This window comes from Streptomyces sp. NPDC055103 (assembly GCF_053607625.1).
Genome location: NZ_JBSGTX010000107.1, coordinates 1 through 19458, shown reverse-complemented (window position 1 = coordinate 19458; position 19458 = coordinate 1). Strand labels below are relative to the sequence as shown.

Sequence of the window (19458 nt, the reverse complement as noted above, 5' to 3'; positions counted from 1 at the left end):
GGGTCGCGCGTACGCGCCGGTCCTCTGCTGCTCGTCGGTCTCCCGCCCGATCCTGCTGAACGTCCCGGAGAAGGATTCGAACCCTCATTCAATGGACCAAAACCATTTGTCCTGCCCTTAGACGATCCGGGATGGTTCGCCCTCTATGTCCGACTTCTTGTTGAGGGAGTCGGGACGGCCCCTACTATGCCGCACCAGGCCCCTTCGATGCGACGGTAGAGATCGGCGCTTCCGACGATTTGGATCACGAGGCAGCCGCGGTACTCGCCGTTGACGTTCTTGCGGTTGGTCCGGGGGGTGTGGCGCTTGAGGGTCGTCTTGTTGAAGGCGGCCGGGTCGACGCCGACCTGGTCGCCCCAGTACCGCTCGGCGGCGGCCACGTCGGCGTTCTCGTGGATCATCACGTAGTACCTCCGTCGCTCTGGCTCGATGCCGAGGAGGTCGAGCCAAGCGGCGAAGACCCGGATCATCCCGGGATCGCTGTTCACGAACGTCACGCGCTCGCGGCGTGCGTAGACCTTGTCCTTGGTGCCTTCCGCCCAGTAGAGGCCCACGCCGATCAGGAAGAGTTCACGCTCGGACAGCGCTCCGATCTCCTGGGCCGCCGCCCGTTTCGAGGCTTGGCGTTCCTCCTCGCGGCGGCTCAGGGTGAGCTCCCAGCCCCGCTTGGCGATCTCCGACGCCTCCTCCCGGGTCCGCTTCCGCTCCGGCTTCGGGAGGTCTCGTACCCAGAGCGAGATCGAGCTCTTCGAGCAGCCCAGTTCCAGCTGGATCTGGTCGTAGGTCCTGCCCTCCAGGCGCAGCTCGCGGGCTCGGTCGCGGAGGTCGTCCTTGGCGTTCGGGCGCTTCGTCCACTCCGGCGGGGGTTCGCCTTCGAGGAGGCGGTTGAGGATGTCGTTGTTGTGGACGTGGAGGCGGTCTCGGATCTGGCGTCGGCTGAGGCCCTCGCGGCGTAGCGCCACCGCCTCCTCCCGCAGCGTTTCGAAGTCGGCGTATCGACTTGTTTCGGGGGTCATGCGATCACCGTCGTCCGGAATGCGGACGTCCGGGTCGAAAGCGCTGGCGATTCAACAGTTCGGGGGACTGATGTCCGGAGTGCCTGCGGTACGTACGGTGATGTGCGGCGCGCCTTTAGGGTGGAGGGCATGACCACGACGGGGGCAGATCGGGACGCTGTGGGCGTTCGTTCGGGGAGTTGGTGGTGGTGGGGGAGACGGCGGAGTGTCGTTCTCGATGTGGGGCTCGCGGTCGTGTCCGCGCTGGAGTGCGGGCTTGAGGGGATCGGGTTCGCCGAGAAGGCCGGGCTGCCTGTGCCCGTGGGGGTGCTGTTCGGGCTGATCGTCGGGTCCGTGCTGCTCGTGCGGCGGCGGTGGCCGATCTGCGTCGTCCTCGTGTCGATGGCCGTGGCGCCCGCCGAGATGGGCTTCCTCATGGGGATCGTCGGGCTCTACACGCTCGCCGCCTCCGAGGTGCCGCGCCGGATCACCGCCGTGCTCGCCTCGATGTCGACCGTCGCGGTGTTCGTGGTGACCTTCGTACGGATGCGGCAGGACGTCGCCCAGGCCGATGTCGGGCAGCCGGACATCGACCCGAGCGGTTGGTACGTGCCCGTCGTGTCGCTCTTCATGACGCTCGGGCTCAACGCGCCGCCGGTGCTCTTCGGCCTCTACATAGGGGCACGCCGCCGGCTCATGGAGAGTCTGCGCGAGCGGGCCGACAGTCTGGAGCAGGAGCTGTCGCTCCTCGCGGACCGGGCCGAGCAGCGGGCGCAGTGGGCGCGGCAGGAGGAGCGGAAGCGGATCGCCCGGGAGATGCACGACGTGGTCGCGCACCGGGTGTCGCTGATGGTGGTACACGCGGCCGCGCTCCAGGCGGTGGCCCTGAAGGATCCGCAGAAGGCCGTGCGGAACGCCGCGCTGGTCGGTGACATGGGCCGGCAGGCGTTGACGGAGCTGCGGGAGATGCTGGGGGTGCTGCGGGAGGAGTCCGCGCCGGTCGTTCCCGCGGCGGTGCCGTTGGCCGCCGTCGGGAGGGCCGCCGCTGCCGCCGCCGAGGCCGCCGCCGACGACGACGGGCCGTCCCTGGACGCCCTGGAGGCGCTCTGCGAGCAGTCGCGGCTCGCGGGCGCGGTCGTGGAGCTGGTGGTGCTGGGGGAGGCGCGCGCGTATCAGCCGGAGGTGGAGCGTACGGCGTACCGCGTGGTGCAGGAGGCGCTGACCAACGTCCACAAGCACGCGGTGGGCGCCGAGGTCGTGGTGCGGCTCGCGCACCGGGAGGCCGAGGTCGCGATGCAGGTGGAGAACGGGCCCTGTCCGTCCGACACGGGCGTCGCGGACGCCCAGCTGCCCAGTGGTGGCAACGGGCTCGTCGGGATGCGGGAGCGGGTCTCGCGGCTCGGCGGTGTGTTCGTGGCGGGGGCGACGGACGTGGGCGGGTTCCGGGTGTCGGCGGTGCTGCCGACGGCGGCGGAGTAGCGGGGCTGGTACCTGTCGGCCCGTGCTGCCGACGGCGGAGTAAGGGGACTGCCCCACCGTCAGGCGGGGGACTACCCCACCGTCAGGCGCGTCGGCTGTACGCCGTTGACCAGCGTCGACAGCGCCGAGTCGATGTCCCTGCCGAGGTACCAGTCGCCGGCGTGGTCGAGGCTGTAGACCCGTCCCTCGACGTCCATCGCCAGGACGGCCTGGTGTTCGCCCTCCTCGCCGAGCGGGGCGAGCTCGCTGTCCAGGGCGCGCCCGAGGTCGGCGAGGGTGCGTGCGAGGTGGAGTCCGGCGAGCGGGTCGAAGCGGACGGTCGTGGGCGCTATCGTCCGCCCGTGGCCGGGCGAGGTGATCCGCAGGCCGCCGAACTCCGCCCAGGCCTCGACGGCCGCGGGGAAGACGCTGTGCCGGTGGCCGGCGGGGGAGACGTGGGCGCGCAGGGCGTCGGCCCATTCTTCGGCGAGCTTGATGTCCCAGCGGCCGGGCTGCCAGCCGGCCTCGCGGAGGGCGGCGTCGACGTTGACCGGGAAGCGCGTGGTGCTGAGGTGGTCGGGCATGGGTGTGCGGTCAGCCGTTCTCGACAGGTGTCGTGGGGTCGACGGTGCGGACACCGAAGTGGGCGAGCATCGCCGTACAGGAGCGACAGGGTGCCACGTAGCTGCCGTGCAGCGGGTCGCCGTCCTCCCGGATGCGCCGGGCGGTGAGCTTGGCGTGTTTGAGGGACCGGCGGGCCTCGCCGGGGGTGAGCGGCTTGCGCTGGGCGCGTTTGGAGCGGCCGTTCTCGGTGGCGGTGAGGTGCCGGGAGAGCAGGATCGCCTCAGGACATCGCCCGGTGAAGCGTTCCCGCTGGCTGCTGGTGAGGGTGTCCAGGAAGTCCTGGACGAGCGCGTGCAGGAGGGGCGGGCGGTCGCCGCGGCCCGCGGTGCACGTGAGGGTCTCGCCGCGTACGGAGAGAGCGGCCCCGACGGTGGGAAGGATGCCGTCGCGGCGGTGACGCAGTATGGGCGCGCGCGTGGCCTCGGCGCTGCTGCTCCAGTTGAGGCGTGGGTCACCCTGTGTGGGCGTCGTTGCTGCTTGCATGGTGCTGGTCTTCCCCTCCTGCAATCCCCCGAGTTGCGTGCACAGCCTGCCAAATAGGGAGCCATATGGGGAAGCTGGGGGCGCGATCGGCGGGGCCGGTGTGTCGGAACCATGGTGCAACTGTCATGGCGTCGTGACACTTGGTCACCGTCGGGCGGGGGCCGTTCGGGCTCTTGTGGCAGCGCATAGGCTGTCCCAGATCAGTCGGTAGCAGCAGTAGCAGCTAGCAGCAGTCAGCGACGCCAGTGCAGGGGGCAACCGCCATGACGACAGGTCGGCTCGGGCAGGACACCGCGCCACCGAACGCGGCCTATGCCGGGCAGGTCGTGCATTTTCCGGACCCGGTCCGTGCCGGCCGGCACCCCAGAGGGGTGCGGATCGACGAGCACGGCCACCCGGACTTCTCGCCGTACGCCCGTGCGGCGGCGGAGATCGCCGACCCTCCGGAGGGCTTCGGCGTCGACGAGCTGCGTCTCACGGACTACGTGTCGGCGAACGCGGCGATGGCGGCGACCGGTCATGAGCTGTGGGACACGATCCCTTCGGTGGCGACTCCGCACGGCTGGACCTGGCATCACGTGGCGCGCAGTCGCCGGATGGAGCTGGTGCCGGTCGAGGTGAAGGCGTTGCTGCGGCACCACGGTGGTGTGGCGACGGCGGCGGTCGATCACGGGAAGCGGGGTACGCGGCCCCTGCAGGAGACCCGTCCCGTGCACTTCGGGCTGCCGAAGGGGCTCGTGTCGGTGTCGGAGCTCCAGCTCCAGGGCGTCGAGGAGGACCTCGGCTACCGGCTGCCGGGCGCGTACCGCTCGTTCCTGAAGGCGGCGGGCGGGTGCGCGCCGGTGGGTACGGCGCTCGACGCGGAGCTGGGGCTCCTGGTCGACCAGCCGTTCTTCACGGTGCGGGAGCAGGCGGGGATCAACGACCTCGTCTATGTCAACAAGTGTCTGCGTGACCATCTGACCAAGGACTATCTGGGCGTCGCCTTCGTCCAGGGCGGTCTGGTCGCGGTGAAGGTGCGGGGCGACGCGATCGGCTCGGTGTGGTTCTGCGCGTACGACGACGCGCGGGACTCCGGGGCGGAGGCGGGCGGCTGGTCGGTTGCCGAGCGGGTGGAGCGGCTGCTGCTGCCCTGCGGCGAGGACTTCGACGCGTTCCTGCAGCGCCTCGCCGGCTATCCGCCGGAGCTGGAGACGGTGGCGAACCTGATGGTGGACGGCGGCTTCGCACGCGCCGTGCCCGTGGTCGCGGTAGGGGAGTGAGCTGGCTGTGGTGACGTTCGCGCAGGCGCAGGAGCGCGCCGAGGAATGGATCAACGGCGACCTGCCAGCGTACCAGCACCGTGAGGTGCGGGTACGGGAGTTCGAGCTGGGCTTCGTGGTGTGGTCGGAGGACCGCCAGGGCGGTCCCGTCTCGGACGGCGGCCGGCAGCGGCTGGTCATCGCGCGGGACAGCGGCGAGGCCACGCTGTGGCCGGGGCTGCCGGTCGGCGAGGTGATCCGGCGGTACGAGGAGGAGTACGGGTCGCAGGGTGTGGCGGCCGCTCCGGCGGCGCCGCAGGCGGCCCGGATCGATCTGAACCAGACGTCGTTCCTGCTGACTCCGCCGGAGTGGCTGCAGGACGCGGCGGACCGGATCGGGCTGCCGCAGGGCCCGAACGCCTCGCAGGAGGGCGGGAGCTCGTCCGCGCCGGTGGACGACGCCTCGGACGCGGTGGCTGGGTCTGTGGCGGATGCGGGGGGTTCGGTCTCGGCTGGGCCTTCGGCGTCGGTTCCGGCCTCGGCTTCGGCTTCCCCTTCGGCTTCCCCTTCGGCTTCCCCTTCGTCTTCGGCTTCGGTTTCGTCTTCGGCTTCGGTGGAGTCGTCGGCCGGTGTGGATGCCGGTAGCGGTAGCGGTGCCGATGAGCCGACGGCTCCGGTCGCGGCCGCGCCGGTGGCTGCACCGGTTCCGCCCGCGCCCGCGCCCGTACCGGCGCCCACGCCTGCTCCCGCCCCCGTGGCGAGTCCGTGGGCGGACGCGAACGCGAGTTCCGGTGGTGCGGACGGGGCGGTGCCGCTGCCCGCGACCGTGTTCGCGCCGCCGCTGTCCGGGGCTGACGACGAGGACACCCCGCCCCCGGTGGTGGGTGCCGACGCGCCGACCGCCCTGATGCAGGGCGGCAGCGCCCTGCCCCCGACCGCGATCGCCCCGCGGCTCGACCCGGCCGCGCCGCCGCCGTCGGCCCCGGCGGCGCCTCCCGTCCAGACCGCGCCTCCCGTCCCGCCGGTCCAGTCGGGCGGGCCCGGTGTGCCGCCGCCTCCGGCCGCGCCCCGCGCGCCGGGTGCCGGGGACATCGCGAACGCCGCGACGAGCAAGGCCACGCCGCCGCCGAAGAGCGGGCGCGGTCCCGCCGCGCCTCCTCCGCCGCCGGGCGCGCCCGGGGTTCCCGGCGCGTCGAGCGGGGGCGCCCCCGCGTACGTACCGACGCAGCTCGTGTCGCAGCTCGGGCCCGAGGGGCTCCAGCCGCCGCAGCCCGCGCCGCCCGGTCCGCCCGCTCCTCCCAGTGCGCCGACCCCGCCGCAGTCCGTGCATCAGGCGGCGACGATGCTGGCGCATCCGAGTCAGGGCGGTCAGGGCGCGCCTCCGCCGCCGCCCCCGCCGCCGCCGGGTGTGCCCGGTGGTACGCCCGCGGGCGGTGTCGCGCATGCCGCGACGATGCTGGCGCACCCCGGTCCAGGTGGGCCCTCGATGGCGCCGCCGCCGGGTCCGCCGGCTCCGCCGCCGCCGGTGCACGGTGGGCACGCGCCGCCGCCCGGCCCCGGTCCCGTACCTCCCGCGTACGGGTATCCGCAGCCCTCGGGTCAGCCGACGGTCGGTCCCGGCTACCAGGCGGTGCTGCGTTACCGGGCGCCCGACGGTTCCGAGGCGCAGATCATCCGGCGTTCGGCGCCGGGTACTCCGCATCCGGAGTGGCAGATCCTGCACGAGCTGCGCGCGATGAACGTGCCGCCGCAGCAGGTGCTGGAACTGCACACGGAGCTGGAGTCCTGTGAGCTGCCGGGCGGTTACTGCGCGCGGATGATCCGGGAGACGTGGCCGCAGGCGCGGATCACGAGCATCGCCCCGTACGGTCGCGATCACGCGGGCCGGCAGCAGGGCATGCGTCAACTGATCACCCATCAGGGTGAGTTGCACCAGGTCGCGGACGGTCCGGCGCGTCCGGCGCCGGTACGGGCGCCGCTGCCTCAGGTGCAGCCCGCGCCGCCGGTCCCGCCGGAGGCGATCGCGCAGGAGCTGGCCGGGGCCTTCGGCCCGGGTGTGCTGCGTTTCGACCAGCAGGCGGTGTCCCGTCAGGGAGTGCCGGAGCTGGTGGCGCGGACGCTGCTGTGGGCGGGGCTGCCGGCGGACTTCGGTCCGTTCTTCTGGGCGCAGCCGGCCGTGCCGGTGGTGCCGACGCTCGCGGAGCTGGCGGCGCAGCGGCAGGTGCAGCCGGCGCCGGACGCGAGCTCGTACCTGGTGCTCGGTTCGGACTTCGGGCGGGCGATCTGCGTCCAGTACGGGACCGCGCACATCGTGGCGGTGCCGGTGGAGGCCGGTCCGGGCGGGCAGTCGGTGCCGCCGCAGTTCGTGAACACGGGGCTGCCGGAGTTCACGCGCGCGATGGCGCTGCTCGGCCGGATGTGGCGGCTGCGCTTCGGGCTGAACCCGGAGCAGGCGGGCCGCTGGACGGTCGATTTCCAGGCGCAGTTGGCGATGCTGGACCCGGCGGCGCTGTCGTCGCCGGAGAACTGGTGGTCGGTGCTGCTCGAGCAGATGTGGGACGGCCTTCTGTAGTCGCCCTATGGGTCCTTCTATAGGCACAGTTGGACAGAATGTGACGAAAGGCGCTCGACGTGTATCCACGTTGGGCGCCTTTTGTCCGTTCTGATGGCGCATCCTGGATGTTCGGGCTGTTTGGGGACAGAGGGAAGGGGCGCCAGGGATGAATTTCGCTGTCGGACGGGGGCGCGGGTACCGCCCCGAGCAGGTCGACCGCCACTTCGCGGCGCTCTCCGAGGAGCGCGACGGGGCGTGGGAGCGGGCGGCGCGGCTCACCGTCCTCGCGAAGGACATGGAGGCGGAGGCCGTCCGGCTCCGCGAGGCCGTCGAGGCGCTCGCGCCGCAGCGGTACGAGACGCTGAGCGACCGGGCCCGCAAGATCCTGGAGATGGCCGAGCAGGAGGACGAGACGCTCGTCCGGGCAGCGGAGGCCGAGGCGCAGGCCCTCGCGGAGGCGGCCGAGGCGGCGGCCCGTGAGGCGGAGGAGTCGGCCCGGGCGTACGCGGAGGGCGTCCGGACGGCGGCCGAGTCGGCGGCCCGCGCGACCATGACGGCCGCGCGCGAGCGGGCCGAGGAGCTGGCGACGGACGCGGGCCGCGAGGCGGAGGAGCAGCGGTCCGGGGCGCGGGAGGCCTTCGAGGAGGCCGAGCGCCGGGCGGCGGAGCTCCTCGCGGAGCAGCGGGCCGAGCAGACGGCCGTACGGGACGAGGCCGAGCGCACGGCGGCGGGCGAGGCGGCCGACCTGGACGCCCGCCACGAGGCGCTGGTGGCCGCCGCGGAGGAGCGGCTCGCGGAGGCACAGCGGTTCCTGGCGGAGACCGAGGAGCAGGCCCGGCACGGCCAGGAGGACGCGGAGGCCCGCGCGGAGGAGCTGCTCGCGGAGGCACGGATGAAGGGGGAGCGGACCGAGCGCGAGACGGAGCGGGTACTGCGCGAGCACGACGAGGCACGGGACGAGATCCACGGGCACATGGAACACATCCGCAACTCGCTTGCGGCGCTGACGGGCCGGGTGGCGCCGCCGGAGCCGGCTGCCTCGGACGTTCCGGATGCGGAGCCGGAGCAGGCTCCGGAGGACGGGAAATCCGGCTCGCGGGCGGCCGAACAGCCGGACTAGGGTCCCTCCCCATGTACATGAAGCTGGCAGCGGTCACGCTCGACTGCGCCGACCCCCTGGCCCTGGCCGACTTCTACCACCGGGCGACGGGCCTGCCGCTCCACGAGCGCTCGGACGCCGAGTTCGCGGGCCTCGCCCGCGGCCCGGAGTCCTCGGACCTCTTCCTCGGCTTCCAGCGCGCCGACGGCTACCGCCCCCCGTCCTGGCCGGGTCAGGGCGTCCCGCAGCAACTCCACCTGGACTTCGGCGTCGACGACCTGGACGAGGCGGCGGCCCGGCTCGTCGCCCTGGGTGCGACCCTCCCCGCCGACCAGCCCCGCCCCGACCTGTGGCGAGTCGTCCTGGACCCGGCGTGGCACCCGTTCTGCCTCACGATCCCGCGCAAGGGCCAGGAGGGCCAAGGGGTCTAACAGGTCCAACAGGTCTATGGGGTCCTGTGCGGGCTCGTGTTCACGGCGGAGGCGGTCGGCGGCTTCCTCGGCAGCCTGCGCACCACCAAGGTCGCCGCCCGCCTCGGCCAGGACAGCGCGATGTGCGCGTCCGTGGTCGTCAGCGGGGAGCTGTGGCTGCTCGCGCTGCCGTTCTTCCACGCGGACTGGCGGTACGCGGTGGCCTGCGTGCTCCAAGGCCTTGGCTGGACCGCCTTCATGACCTTCAGGATCAGCTCGGTGGCGCTCCGCCAGCGACTCACCCCCGCCCCGCTGCTCGGCAGTACACGGGGTACGGACGGCGCTGCGGACGGGGGTGCTGGGGAACAGCTCGTTGTGGTGCCGCTGCTGCTGGTGGCGCGGGGCCGGCGCGAGGTCTGAGGAACGTCGTGCTGCCTCCGATCACCGCTCCCTTCGCGCCGTCGGCGATCTGGACAGCGGTCGCGACAGGCCAAATACTTGATGACCCATCACGTACATATCGTCCGCCTCAAGGGGAGTTCATGGATCCGCTTGCATATGCAGCCGCTGTAGCCGCAATCGGTGGAGCGGCAGGTCCAGTTGCTACCGCCGCGATCGAAGGGGCGAGACGAGTTCGAGTGATCATTCGGAGTCGCACAGGGCGCGCCATCGAAGATGCCGGAGAGGTGGTCGACGAGGCGGCTGCTCAGGCAGCCATCGGCGACCTTGCCTCCTTCCTGGAAGAGGCGATGGTCGAAGACCCGGAACTCCGCCGCCTGCTAAGGGAGTCACTTCCGGAACGGCACGGAAATACTGTCTACAACACGACGACTGGTGAGGTCCACGGGGTGGTTGCACCCGGCGGCAGTTTTGGTGACCTTCACTTCGGATCCGGCCAATAGCGTGAGCGGCTACCGCCCCTACGGCGACCCCGACGAAGAGGGGCGCGCGTACGAAACGCACATACATGGCGAGGTAAGGGGGGTGGTCGCCCCCGGCGGCATCATTGGCTCTGTGTACCTTGGCGACGATTCTTACGCAGAGCGTATGCGACTAGTTGCCCTGGACAGCGAGGAGTCGTTCCCTGAGCGCTACAAAGCTGCCGAAGAGCTCATCCCTTACGGGAGAAGATACCGCGACACCGTCATCGTTGCACTGAATGGGGTTCTGGAAGAAGTAAAATCCATGGAAATGGAAATGTATGCGGATCCACCCGGCTTCAATGCTCTGGGAGGCTGGCAATACGCCGTCGCCGCGCAGCTCGAAGTGGTCGGTGAAAAGGCATCGGCAGTCCTGGCTTACGAAGACATATACCATCGTCATCCGGGATTTAGGAGTCAGGCAACGCAGGCGCTCACTCGCCTCGGTGAGATGCAAACGCTATCCACCTCCAGGTCCGAAAGGGCGGTGAGGATGGAGGCTTGGAACAATTCTCTCTACTGCAGTCAGCGCATGGCGGCTGTTGTGGAATGGATGTCCATGCCCAAAGGGGCCGTACATGCGAAGCTCGCCCCGCGCGTTCTGATGGCCGCAGCACTGTGGGACGCAGTTGCTCAAGATTGGTCGAACACTTCAGACGACAAGAGGGTGCTGGAAGCCTTTGCCCGGCTAGTGCCGGAACGCTACGCGGAGATTGAAAAGAGCTTCGCGAAAGCCCGCGCCCTTGAGCGCGATCACTCGCGCAGGGCGCAGCGCATCACAAGCTATCGCGGGCAATGGAAACCTCCATGGTGCCTGCGGAACTGGACCAAGGCGTTACGGCTTCTCGATTAGAGAAGAACAGTACTGGGGCCCCGTCAGGTGAGGGCGCACTGCGCCCACACCGTCTTCCCCGGCGCCCCGGGCCTCGGGTGCCAGCCCCAGAGGTCGGCGAGCGCGTCGACGAGCAGCAACCCCCGGCCCCTGTCCGTGAGTTCCTCCCAGGACCCGGGGCCGGGGAGCTGCCCGGACCGGGGCGGTACGCGCTCGGCGCGGGTGTCGGTCACCTCGATCCGCGCGAGCGGCCGGGGCGTGTCCGTGACCCGCAGGAGCAGGTGGAAGTCCCGTCCGGGCACGTGCCCGTGCCGCACCGCGTTCGCCGCGAGCTCGGCGGCGACCAGGACGACGGCGTCGTGCGCCCCGCTCCCGTACGGGACACCCCACTCGTCCAGCCGCACGGCGACGAGCCGCCGCGCGAGCCGGGCACCCCGGGCAGTGGACGTGAACCGCAGGGCGAACACCCGGCTGCCCAAGTAAGGCGAGACGCCGGAGAGTTGGGTGGTGTCGGTGGGGCTGAGGTTGTTGCTTTTCATGCCTCCCAAGCTCCTCTTGGTGGCGTAGCGTGACCAGTGGTGACGCACCGACGCGATCGCCTTGTACGTGGTGTGTCGGTGCGCGTACGAGAGGCGGGGTGCGATGGCGGAAGAGCAGGCGGAGCCCGAGGCCGATGAGGCGGAGGGCGCTCAGGCGGCGGACAAGTCCGCGCGGGGTGTGGTGGCCGCGTTCGGGCAGAGCCTGAAGACTCTGCGGACACGGGCGGGGATGGAACGGGAGGAGTTGGGCAAGCGGTTGGGCTACTCGGCCTCCACCATCGCCTCGTTCGAACAGGGCCGGAGGATCCCACCGCCGCGCGCGATCGACCGGTCCGACGAGGTGCTCGACGCGGGCGGACTCCTGACGGTGTGGAAGGACCAGCTGGAGAAGGCGCAGTACCCGGCGTTCTTCCAGGGGATGGCGCAGCTGGAGAAGCAGGCGATAGAGCTGCTGTTGTATGACACGTTGGTGGTCAACGGCCTGCTCCAGACCGAGGAGTACATGCGAGCGTTGGTGGGCAATCACTGCCCGCCGGTCGACGCGGAGACCATCGAGCAACGCGTGTCCGCCCGGTTGGCCCGCCAAGCGATCTTCGAGCGAAGGCCTACGCCGCTACTCAGCTTCGTCATGTGCGAGTCGGTGCTGCGGCGGAAGGTCGGCGGTCCAGACGTGCTGCGCGGTCAGCTCGAAGAGCTTCTTCTCGTCGGACAGCGGAGGAACGTCGAGATCCAGGTCATGCCGCTGGCCAGTGAGGACAACGCGGGCCTGGAGGGGCCGTTCACCTTCATCACCCGTGATGACGGCAAGAGGTTCGTCTACGTTGAGGCCCAGGGCACCAGCACTCTGGAGACCGACTCCAAACAGGCCGTTCTCGCCGCAGCGCGCTATGGGATCATCCGGTCACAGGCTTTCACGCCGCGAGAGTCGCTGCAGTTCATCGAGAAGTTGCTGGGAGAGCTATGAACAACACCGAATCCCTCGCCTGGTTCAAGAGCAGCTACAGCGGTGGTGACGGCGGTCAGTGCGTCGAGGTCGCGACCGGCACCGACGCCGTCCACATCCGCGACTCCAAGGACGTGGCCCGACCGGCCCTCCGGGTGTCGCCCGAGGCGTGGGCCGGGTTCGTCGGCCTCGCCTCGGCGGAGTAGTACAGCCGGCCCTTGTACGCGTGGGAGCCCTGCCTGTCCGAGCCGGACGGCAGGGCTCTTTCCTGCTGCGACGCTGCGACGCTGCGACGCTGCGACGCTGCGGCGGTGTGGCACGATGCCGCGATGATCTCTTCCGCACCCGTACCGCCGCCCGTCGTTCCCGCCGGCCGTCTGGCCGCGATGGAGCAGCCCGTACTCGGACTGCCCAGCGGGTGGGAGCTGCGGCCCTGGCGGCTCGACGATGCCGACGCCCTGCTCGTCGCCAGTCGGGATCAGGCGATACGCCACTGGAACCGTCTGCTGGTGGACTCCCCGGAGACGGCGCGTCAGATGATCGAGCGCATGCTCCGGCGGTGGCAGGACGAGCTCAGCGCGATCTGGGCCGTCGCCCGGCCGGGCGGTACGGCGGTGGGTCTGGTCGGCTTGGGCGACATCGATCTCGCGGACGGCAGCGCCGAGATCGTGTACTGGCTGCTGCCCGAGGCGCGGGGTGGCGGCGTCGCCGTCGAGGCGACGGAGTCTGTCAGCCGGTGGGCCTTCGACGAGCTCGGCCTGCACCGCCTGCGGCTGACCCACTCGGTCGCCAACCCGGCCTCCTGCCGCGTGGCGGAGAAGGCGGGTTACTCCTTCGAAGGGACCATGCGCAGTGCGCTGCTGCATGCCGACGGATGGCACGACGAGCATCTGCACGCCCTGGTCCAGGGCGACATCTGATTGCGCGGCCTACTCCCTGCCGGTCCGAGCCGGACGGCAGGATGGGCTCTCCGGCCGAGGCCCGTGCCTCAGTTCACTGCGGCGGGTCCTCGCCGGTGAGGCCGTCGACGGATTCGCGGATGAGGTCGGCGTGGCCCGCGTGGCGGGCGTACTCCTCGACGAGGTCCAGGAGGATGCGGCGGAGGTTGGGGTGTTCGCCGCTGCGGGTGGTGAAGGCGCCGAGTTGGCCGAGGCCGCCCGCTTCGAGTGCTTCGGCGACGATGGCGCGGGAGCGGGCGACCGATTCACGCCAGAGGGCGAGCAGTTGCTCGGGGGTGTCCTCGGCGGCGGAGAGGTAGTCCCAGTCGGGAGTGCTGTCCCAGTCGACGGTGTCCCAGGGGGCGCCGACGGGAGTGTTGAGCCACAGCCGGGCGAAGTGGCTGTCCTCCACGTGCGCCAGGTGCTTGAGCAGGCCGCCCAGAGTGATCGCCGACTTGCCGACCGTGGCTCGCAGGCCGAAAGCGTCCAGGCCGGAGCACTTCCAGGCGAGCGTGGCCCGCTGGCGTTCCAGGGCGCCGAGGACGGCTTCCGCCTCCGTCCCGGCGAGAGGAGGTTCCGGCCATGCCTCAGCTGCGGTCTCAGTCATGGCCGTAGACCCTAGCGAACGGTACTAACCCTCAGCCTGCACACCAGAGTCCTGCACCTGCTCGCCCAGCTGAAGGATGAAACCGTACGCGTTCATGCGTCCCTCGACGCGGACGTAGTACGAGCGGCTTGAGCACTTGAAGACTTCGCGTCGGCGGACCTTCCAAAGGTCGTACGCGAAAGTGTTCGCTGCCTGCAGGAGGGCAGCCTCCGCCTGCTCCGCGCTGCCATCGAGCTCGGCCACCGTCCGGGCATCTCGACTCCTCCCCTCTGCGATGCCGTCGACGGGCACGGCCAGCACAATCCAACGGGACACCGAGTTCTCTCCCCCCTGGCGCCGCCGTGGGCGGCGCACACGGGCTCAGTGTGCCAGGTCTCCGTCAGCGCCCCTCGAAGGATCCACTGCGACGACGTGACGACCGGCAGGAGCATCAGCGCCGCCCAACGGCTGTATCGCAACACGCCAATCACCCCGGGTCCTCCTCCTTCAGGACCGGGAAGCGGCGCGGTGCCAGCGTCAGCAGGGCCAGGAGGGCCAGGGCCGCCGCGGCTGCCGCGCCCAGGTAGACGTAGTCGACGGCCGCGTCGACCGCTCGGCGCAGGTGGTCCATTGTCTGGGCGGTGAGGGACGCGGGGTCGTCCAGGGCTCGGGCCAGGGTGTCCAGGTCGGTGCCGCCGCCGAGGCGCGCCGCCAGGACGCTGTTCGCGATCGCGCCGAAGAGGGCCGCGCCGACGGTCTGGCCGATCTGGCGGCAGAAGAGGACCGAGGCGGTCGTGGTGCCGCGTTCCTCGTACGGGACGGTCGACTGGACGCCGACGATCAGGGGGAGTTGGAAGAGGCCCAGCGTGCCGCCGAGCAGGAGCATGAGGAGCGCCGGCTGCCACGGTTCGCCGGGGAACGGCAGGAACGGGAAGGCCAGGAGCAGGAGCAGGGCGCCCGAGATGCCGAGGACGGCCGTGGCGCGGAAGCCGATGCGGTTGTAGACGCGGTTGGAGAGCGCGGCCGTGACGGGCCAGCTCAGGGTCCAGGAGGAGAGGATGAATCCGGCGGCTATCGGGCCCAGGCCGAGGACCGACTGGGCGTAGGTGGGAAGGAAGACGGTCGGGGCGACCATCAGGAGCCCCAGGGCCCCCAGGGAGAGGTTGACCGCGGCTATCGTGCGGCGGCGCCAGACCCAGCCGGGGATGATCGGCTCGGCCGCGCGCCGCTCGATGACGACCGTGAGGGCGCCGAGCGCGGCGGCCCCGCCGAGCAGGCCGAGGGACGGCGCGGAGAGCCAGGGCCAGGCGACGCCGCCCTGGACCAGCGCGGTGATGAGCAGGGCGCCGGTGGCGAAGACGGCGAGCGCGCCCGCCCAGTCGATCCGGGGGCGGTCCCGGGGCGTGGTGCGCCGGGGTTCCACCAGGTGGCGGACGATCAGCCACAGCGCGACGAGGCCGACCGGGACGTTGATCAGGAAGATCCAGCGCCAGTCCGCGTACCCGGCGAGCAGGCCGCCGACCGCCGGGCCGGCGACCGAGGACGCGGCCCAGACGGAGGAGAGCCGCGCCTGGATCTTCGGGCGTTCCTTCAGCGGGTACAGGTCGGCGGCGATCGTCTGGACCGTGCCCTGGAGCGCGCCGCCGCCGAGGCCCTGGACGATGCGGAAGGCGATGAGGGAGGCCATGTTCCAGGCGGCGGCGCAGAGCAGGGAGCCGATGAGGAAGAGGACGACTCCGGCGATGAGGACGGGCTTGCGGCCGAAGGTGTCGCTGAGCTTCCCGTACACGGGAAGGGTGACGGTGACGGCGAGCAGATAGCCGGAGAACAGCCAGGAGAAGACGGCGAGTCCGCCGAGGTCGCCGACGATCTGGGGGACGGCGGTGGAGACGATCGTGCCGTCGAGGGCGGCAAGCCCCATACCGAGCATGAGCGCGGCGACGACAGGCCCTCGGCGTGCGGCCGTTCGGGCGTCGGACGGCGCGGCGGCGGGCGGTGTCCCGGGCCCGCCTGCTTCGGCCGGGGTCGTGGACGGCTCGGTCACCGCGCAGTTCCTTTCTTCGTACACCTAAATGTTCGTCGACAGGGTCTCACCGGTACCCCGGTCGTAGGAACCCCTAGGGGGATCTCCCCCATGCGGGCCAGGGGTCGGTCGTCCCGGCGGAGGACGAGAAGGCCGGGTTTCGATTCTTAACTTGGTCTTACGGGCCCATCCGCTCGGCCACCCACCCCACCCTTCCGACCCACCTCCTTAGGAGAAGATCGTGACTTCGGCTGTGACCATCCCCCGGCACGGGGACACCGGAGGGCGTACGGCCGTCGCCGCGCGGGCGCGACAGGTCGTCAAGGCGTACGGCACCGGGGAGACCCGGGTCGTCGCGCTGGACTCCGTCGACGTGGACATCGCCCGCGGCGCCTTCACCGCGATCATGGGACCCTCCGGTTCCGGCAAGTCGACCCTGATGCACTGCCTCGCCGGGCTCGACACCGTCACCAGCGGCGAGATCTACCTCGACGACACCGAGATCACCGGGCTCAAGGACAAGAGACTCACGCAGCTGCGCCGCGACCGGATCGGCTTCATCTTCCAGGCGTTCAACCTGCTGCCGACCCTGAACGCCATCGAGAACATCACGCTCCCGATGGACATCGCCGGGCGGAAGCCGGACGCCGAGTGGCTGCGGCGGGTCGTCGACACCGTCGGCCTCTCCGACCGCCTCAAGCACCGGCCGAACCAGCTCTCCGGCGGTCAGCAGCAGCGCGTCGCCGTGGCCCGCGCGCTCGCCGCCCGGCCCGAGATCATCTTCGGTGACGAGCCGACCGGAAACCTCGACTCCCGGGCCGGCGCCGAGGTCCTCGGCTTCCTGCGGCAGTCGGTCGACGAGCTGGGCCAGACGATCGTCATGGTCACGCACGACCCGGTCGCCGCCTCCTACGCCGACCGGGTCCTCTACCTCGCCGACGGGCGGATCGTCGACGAGATGGAGCGGCCCACCGCCGACGCCGTCCTCGACCGGATGAAGGACTTCGACGCGCGCGGGCGGACGTCATGACCGTCCTCAAGACCTCCCTGCGCAACTTCCTCGCGCACAAGGGACGCATGGCGCTCTCCGCCGTCGCCGTCCTCCTCTCCGTCGCCTTCGTCAGTGGGACGCTCGTCTTCACCGACACCATGAACACGACGTTCGACAAGCTCTTCGCGTCGACCGCCTCCGACGTCACCGTCAGCCCGAAGGGCGCGGCGGCGAACGACGAGAACCCGCAGACCGGCCGCCCCGAGTCTCTCCCCGCCTCGCTCGTCGAGCAGGTCGCGAAGGCGGAGGGCGTCCAGGCCGCGGTGGGCGCGCTCGCCTCCACCAGCGTCACCGTCGTCAGCGCCGAGAACAAGAACGTCGGGCCCACCAGCGGCGCCCCGACCATCGCCCTCAACTGGAGCCCCAACGAGCTCCGTTCGGTGGAGCTCGTCTCCGGCCACGAACCTCGCGGCCCCACCGACGTCGTCGTCGACGGCGCCACCGCCGAGAAGCACGGCCTGAAGCTCGGCGACGAGCTGCGGACGATCGCCGTCGACGGAGACTTCACCGCGAAGATCTCCGGCATCGTCGACTTCAAGGTCACCAACCCCGGCGCCACCCTCGTCTACTTCGACACCGCCACCGCGCAGCGCGAACTCCTCGGCAAGGAAGGCCTCTTCACGCAGGTCCAGGCCGACGCGAAGCCCGGGGTCAGCGACGACGCGCTGAAGGCGAACATCGCCGCGGCCCTCGGCGGCGACGGCTACAAGCTCCAGACGGCCGCCGAGGCCGCCGACGCGGGCCGCGAGGACGTCGCCGGATTCCTCGACGTCATGAAGTACGCGATGCTCGGCTTCGCCGGGATCGCCTTCCTCGTCGGCATCTTCCTCATCGTCAACACCTTCTCCATGCTGGTCGCCCAGCGCACCCGCGAGATCGGCCTCATGCGGGCCATCGGCTCCAGCCGCAAGCAGGTCAACCGCTCCGTCCTCGTCGAGGCGCTGCTCCTCGGCGTCGTCGGCTCGGTCGCCGGCGTCGCGGCGGGCGTCGGGCTCGCCGTCGGCCTCATGAAGCTCATGTCCTCCATGGGCATGGAACTCTCCACCCGCGACCTCACCGTCGCGTGGACGACCCCCGCCGTCGGCCTCGCCCTCGGCATCGTCGTCACCGTCCTCGCCGCCTACATCCCGGCCCGCCGCGCGGGCAAGGTCTCCCCGATGGCCGCCCTCCGCGACGCCGGCACCCCCGCCGACGGGAAGGCCGGACGCGTCAGGGGCGGCCTCGGCCTCGCCCTCACCGCCGCCGGAGCCGCCGCCCTGTGGGCCGCGACCCGCGCCGACGAGGCCGGTCCCGGCTCGCTCTGGCTCGGCCTCGGCGTCGTCCTCTCCCTCCTCGGCTTCATCGTCATCGGCCCGCTCCTCGCGGGCGGCGTGGTCCGCGCCCTCGGCGTCGTCGTCCTCCGGGTCTTCGGCCCCGTCGGCCGGCTGGCCGAGCGCAACGCCCTGCGCAACCCGCGCCGCACCGGCGCCACCGCGGCCGCCCTGATGATCGGCCTCGCCCTGGTCGCCGGCCTCTCGGTGGTCGGCTCCTCGATGGTCGCCTCGGCCACCGACGAGCTGGACCGCTCCGTCGGCGCCGACTTCATCGTCCAGTCCGGCACCGGCCAGCCGATCGTCCCGCAGGCGCAGGCCGCCCTGGAGAAGGTCCCGAGCCTCGACCACGTCACCGAGTACAAGTGGGCCGACGCCACGATCACCGACCCGCGCGGCCGGTCGTCCAAGGCCGACCTGGCCGCCACCGACCCGACGTACACGAAGGACCTCCGGCGCGAGGTCACCTCCGGCACGCTCGACGACGCCTACGGCACGGACGCCATGTCCGTCGGCAGCGACTACGCCACCGAGCACGGCGTGAAGGTCGGCGACGTGATGACCGTCGCCTTCAAGGGCGGTGAGACGGCGAAGCTGAAGGTCGCGGCCATCACCGCGGACACCGGCCAGGTCGACAACGGCGCGATGTACACCAACGTCACCACCCTCGCCCGGTACGTCCCCGCCGACCGGATGCCGAAGAGCCTGCTGATCCTCGCCAGTGCCAAGGACGGCCAGGAGACCCAGGCCTACCAGGACGTCAAGGACGCGCTCGCGCCCTACCCCCAGTACAAGGCCAGCAACCAGGCCGACTACAAGGAGGACCTGAAGAGCCAGGTCGGCCAGCTCCTCAACATCGTGTACGGGCTCCTCGCCCTCGCGATCGTCGTCGCGATCCTCGGCGTCGTGAACACCCTGGCCCTCTCGGTCGTCGAGCGGACCCGCGAGATCGGCCTCATGCGCGCCATCGGCCTCTCCCGCCGCCAGCTGCGCCGCATGATCCGCCTGGAGTCCGTGGTCATCGCCCTCTTCGGCGCCCTCCTCGGCCTCGGCCTGGGCATGGGCTGGGGCACGGCCGCCCAGAAGCTCCTCGCCCTGGAGGGCCTGGGCGTCCTGGAGATCCCCTGGCCGACGATCCTCACCGTCTTCGTCGGCTCGGCCTTCGTCGGCCTCTTCGCGGCCCTGGTCCCGGCCTTCCGCGCGGGCCGCATGAACGTCCTGAACGCGATCGCGAGCGAGTAGTAGCGGTAGTCGTGAGCGCGATCGCGAGCGAGCAGCGGTAGTCGTGAGCGCGAGCGGGTAGCGGTACCAGCGGTCCGTGTCCCCGAGCGGCAGGCCGGCCCCGGGGGGGGCGCCGCAGCGGGGGGGGGGCGGGGGGCCCCCCCCGGGGGGGCCCGGGGGGGGGGGGGGGGTGGGGGTGAGCCCCCGTAGCAGGGGGAAACGCCCCCCGCC

General features: G+C 71.2%; 20 protein-coding genes and 1 tRNA gene. 13 read left to right on the top strand and 8 right to left on the bottom strand.

The annotated features are described in order from the left end of the window. Positions 1 to 61: 61 nt before the first annotated feature. A tRNA-Gln gene (locus tag ACWFR1_RS37870) sits at positions 62 to 132 on the bottom strand. 11 nt (positions 133 to 143) lie between these two features. Further along, complete coding sequence (locus ACWFR1_RS37865; protein WP_453560031.1) at positions 144 to 1016, bottom strand: hypothetical protein; 873 nt, start codon at positions 1014 to 1016, stop codon at positions 144 to 146. Positions 1017 to 1145: 129 nt separating this feature from the next. On the opposite strand from ACWFR1_RS37865, the gene ACWFR1_RS37860 reads away from it, so the two are divergent. Continuing rightward, a complete protein-coding gene (locus ACWFR1_RS37860; protein ID WP_453560028.1) occupies positions 1146 to 2474 on the top strand; it encodes a sensor histidine kinase in 1329 nt (442 codons plus the stop codon). Positions 2475 to 2545: 71 nt separating this feature from the next. Here ACWFR1_RS37860 and ACWFR1_RS37855 read toward each other — a convergent pair whose 3' ends face one another. Then, on the bottom strand, positions 2546 to 3037 hold the full coding sequence (locus ACWFR1_RS37855; protein ID WP_453560025.1) for an SUKH-3 domain-containing protein: 492 nt from the start codon (positions 3035 to 3037) through the stop codon (positions 2546 to 2548). Positions 3038 to 3047: 10 nt separating this feature from the next. Beyond that, positions 3048 to 3560, bottom strand: a complete 513-nt coding sequence (locus tag ACWFR1_RS37850) for a YwqJ-related putative deaminase (protein WP_453560022.1) — start codon at positions 3558 to 3560, stop codon at positions 3048 to 3050. Between the two features lie 263 nt (positions 3561 to 3823). Between ACWFR1_RS37850 and ACWFR1_RS37845 the strand changes: the two genes are divergently transcribed. The 7 genes from ACWFR1_RS37845 (at position 3824) to ACWFR1_RS37815 (ending at position 10637) form a co-directional block, all read left to right on the top strand. Beyond that, complete coding sequence (locus tag ACWFR1_RS37845; protein WP_453560019.1) at positions 3824 to 4822, top strand: SMI1/KNR4 family protein; 999 nt, start codon at positions 3824 to 3826, stop codon at positions 4820 to 4822. Between the two features lie 7 nt (positions 4823 to 4829). After that, positions 4830 to 7373: an SUKH-4 family immunity protein gene (locus ACWFR1_RS37840; RefSeq protein WP_453560016.1), complete on the top strand. Its 2544-nt coding sequence runs from the start codon at positions 4830 to 4832 to the stop codon at positions 7371 to 7373. Positions 7374 to 7521: 148 nt separating this feature from the next. Next, a complete protein-coding gene (locus ACWFR1_RS37835; RefSeq protein ID WP_453560013.1) occupies positions 7522 to 8475 on the top strand; it encodes a cellulose-binding protein in 954 nt (317 codons plus the stop codon). Positions 8476 to 8486: 11 nt separating this feature from the next. Continuing rightward, on the top strand, positions 8487 to 8885 hold the full coding sequence (locus ACWFR1_RS37830; protein WP_453560011.1) for a VOC family protein: 399 nt from the start codon (positions 8487 to 8489) through the stop codon (positions 8883 to 8885). 36 nt (positions 8886 to 8921) lie between these two features. After that, complete coding sequence (locus ACWFR1_RS37825; RefSeq protein WP_453560009.1) at positions 8922 to 9284, top strand: hypothetical protein; 363 nt, start codon at positions 8922 to 8924, stop codon at positions 9282 to 9284. A 122-nt stretch (positions 9285 to 9406) separates the two neighbouring features. Further along, positions 9407 to 9766, top strand: a complete 360-nt coding sequence (locus ACWFR1_RS37820) for a hypothetical protein (RefSeq protein WP_453560007.1) — start codon at positions 9407 to 9409, stop codon at positions 9764 to 9766. Between the two features lies 1 nt (position 9767). After that, positions 9768 to 10637 (top strand): hypothetical protein, encoded by an 870-nt coding sequence (locus ACWFR1_RS37815; RefSeq protein ID WP_453560005.1) that lies wholly within the window; start codon positions 9768 to 9770, stop codon positions 10635 to 10637. Positions 10638 to 10660: 23 nt separating this feature from the next. Here ACWFR1_RS37815 and ACWFR1_RS37810 read toward each other — a convergent pair whose 3' ends face one another. Then, positions 10661 to 11155: an ATP-binding protein gene (locus ACWFR1_RS37810; RefSeq protein WP_453560003.1), complete on the bottom strand. Its 495-nt coding sequence runs from the start codon at positions 11153 to 11155 to the stop codon at positions 10661 to 10663. A gap of 103 nt (positions 11156 to 11258) precedes the next feature. Here ACWFR1_RS37810 and ACWFR1_RS37805 point away from each other — a divergent pair, with 103 nt between their 5' ends. The 3 genes from ACWFR1_RS37805 (at position 11259) to ACWFR1_RS37795 (ending at position 13018) form a co-directional block, all read left to right on the top strand. Further along, a complete protein-coding gene (locus ACWFR1_RS37805; protein WP_453560001.1) occupies positions 11259 to 12119 on the top strand; it encodes a helix-turn-helix domain-containing protein in 861 nt (286 codons plus the stop codon). Further along, complete coding sequence (locus ACWFR1_RS37800) at positions 12116 to 12304, top strand: DUF397 domain-containing protein (protein ID WP_453559999.1); 189 nt, start codon at positions 12116 to 12118, stop codon at positions 12302 to 12304. Before ACWFR1_RS37805 ends, ACWFR1_RS37800 begins: the two co-directional genes overlap by 4 nt. A 123-nt stretch (positions 12305 to 12427) precedes the next feature. Next, positions 12428 to 13018, top strand: a complete 591-nt coding sequence (locus ACWFR1_RS37795; RefSeq protein ID WP_453559996.1) for a GNAT family N-acetyltransferase — start codon at positions 12428 to 12430, stop codon at positions 13016 to 13018. Between the two features lie 73 nt (positions 13019 to 13091). Here ACWFR1_RS37795 and ACWFR1_RS37790 read toward each other — a convergent pair whose 3' ends face one another. The 3 genes from ACWFR1_RS37790 to ACWFR1_RS37780 form a co-directional block, all read right to left on the bottom strand. Then, positions 13092 to 13643, bottom strand: coding sequence for a DinB family protein (locus ACWFR1_RS37790; protein WP_453559993.1), 552 nt, complete (start codon positions 13641 to 13643; stop codon positions 13092 to 13094). Between the two features lie 24 nt (positions 13644 to 13667). Beyond that, positions 13668 to 13886, bottom strand: coding sequence for a hypothetical protein (locus ACWFR1_RS37785; RefSeq protein ID WP_453559990.1), 219 nt, complete (start codon positions 13884 to 13886; stop codon positions 13668 to 13670). A gap of 223 nt (positions 13887 to 14109) precedes the next feature. Beyond that, on the bottom strand, positions 14110 to 15666 hold the full coding sequence (locus tag ACWFR1_RS37780; RefSeq protein WP_453559987.1) for an MFS transporter: 1557 nt from the start codon (positions 15664 to 15666) through the stop codon (positions 14110 to 14112). Between the two features lie 220 nt (positions 15667 to 15886). Here ACWFR1_RS37780 and ACWFR1_RS37775 point away from each other — a divergent pair, with 220 nt between their 5' ends. After that, complete coding sequence (locus tag ACWFR1_RS37775) at positions 15887 to 16675, top strand: ABC transporter ATP-binding protein (RefSeq protein WP_453559985.1); 789 nt, start codon at positions 15887 to 15889, stop codon at positions 16673 to 16675. Further along, the gene (locus tag ACWFR1_RS37770) at positions 16672 to 19248 is read left to right on the top strand and encodes an ABC transporter permease (protein WP_453559983.1); all 2577 of its coding nucleotides are present in this window, start codon (positions 16672 to 16674) and stop codon (positions 19246 to 19248) included. The genes ACWFR1_RS37775 and ACWFR1_RS37770 overlap by 4 nt, the downstream gene beginning before the upstream one ends. The last annotated feature ends 210 nt before the right edge of the window (positions 19249 to 19458 follow it).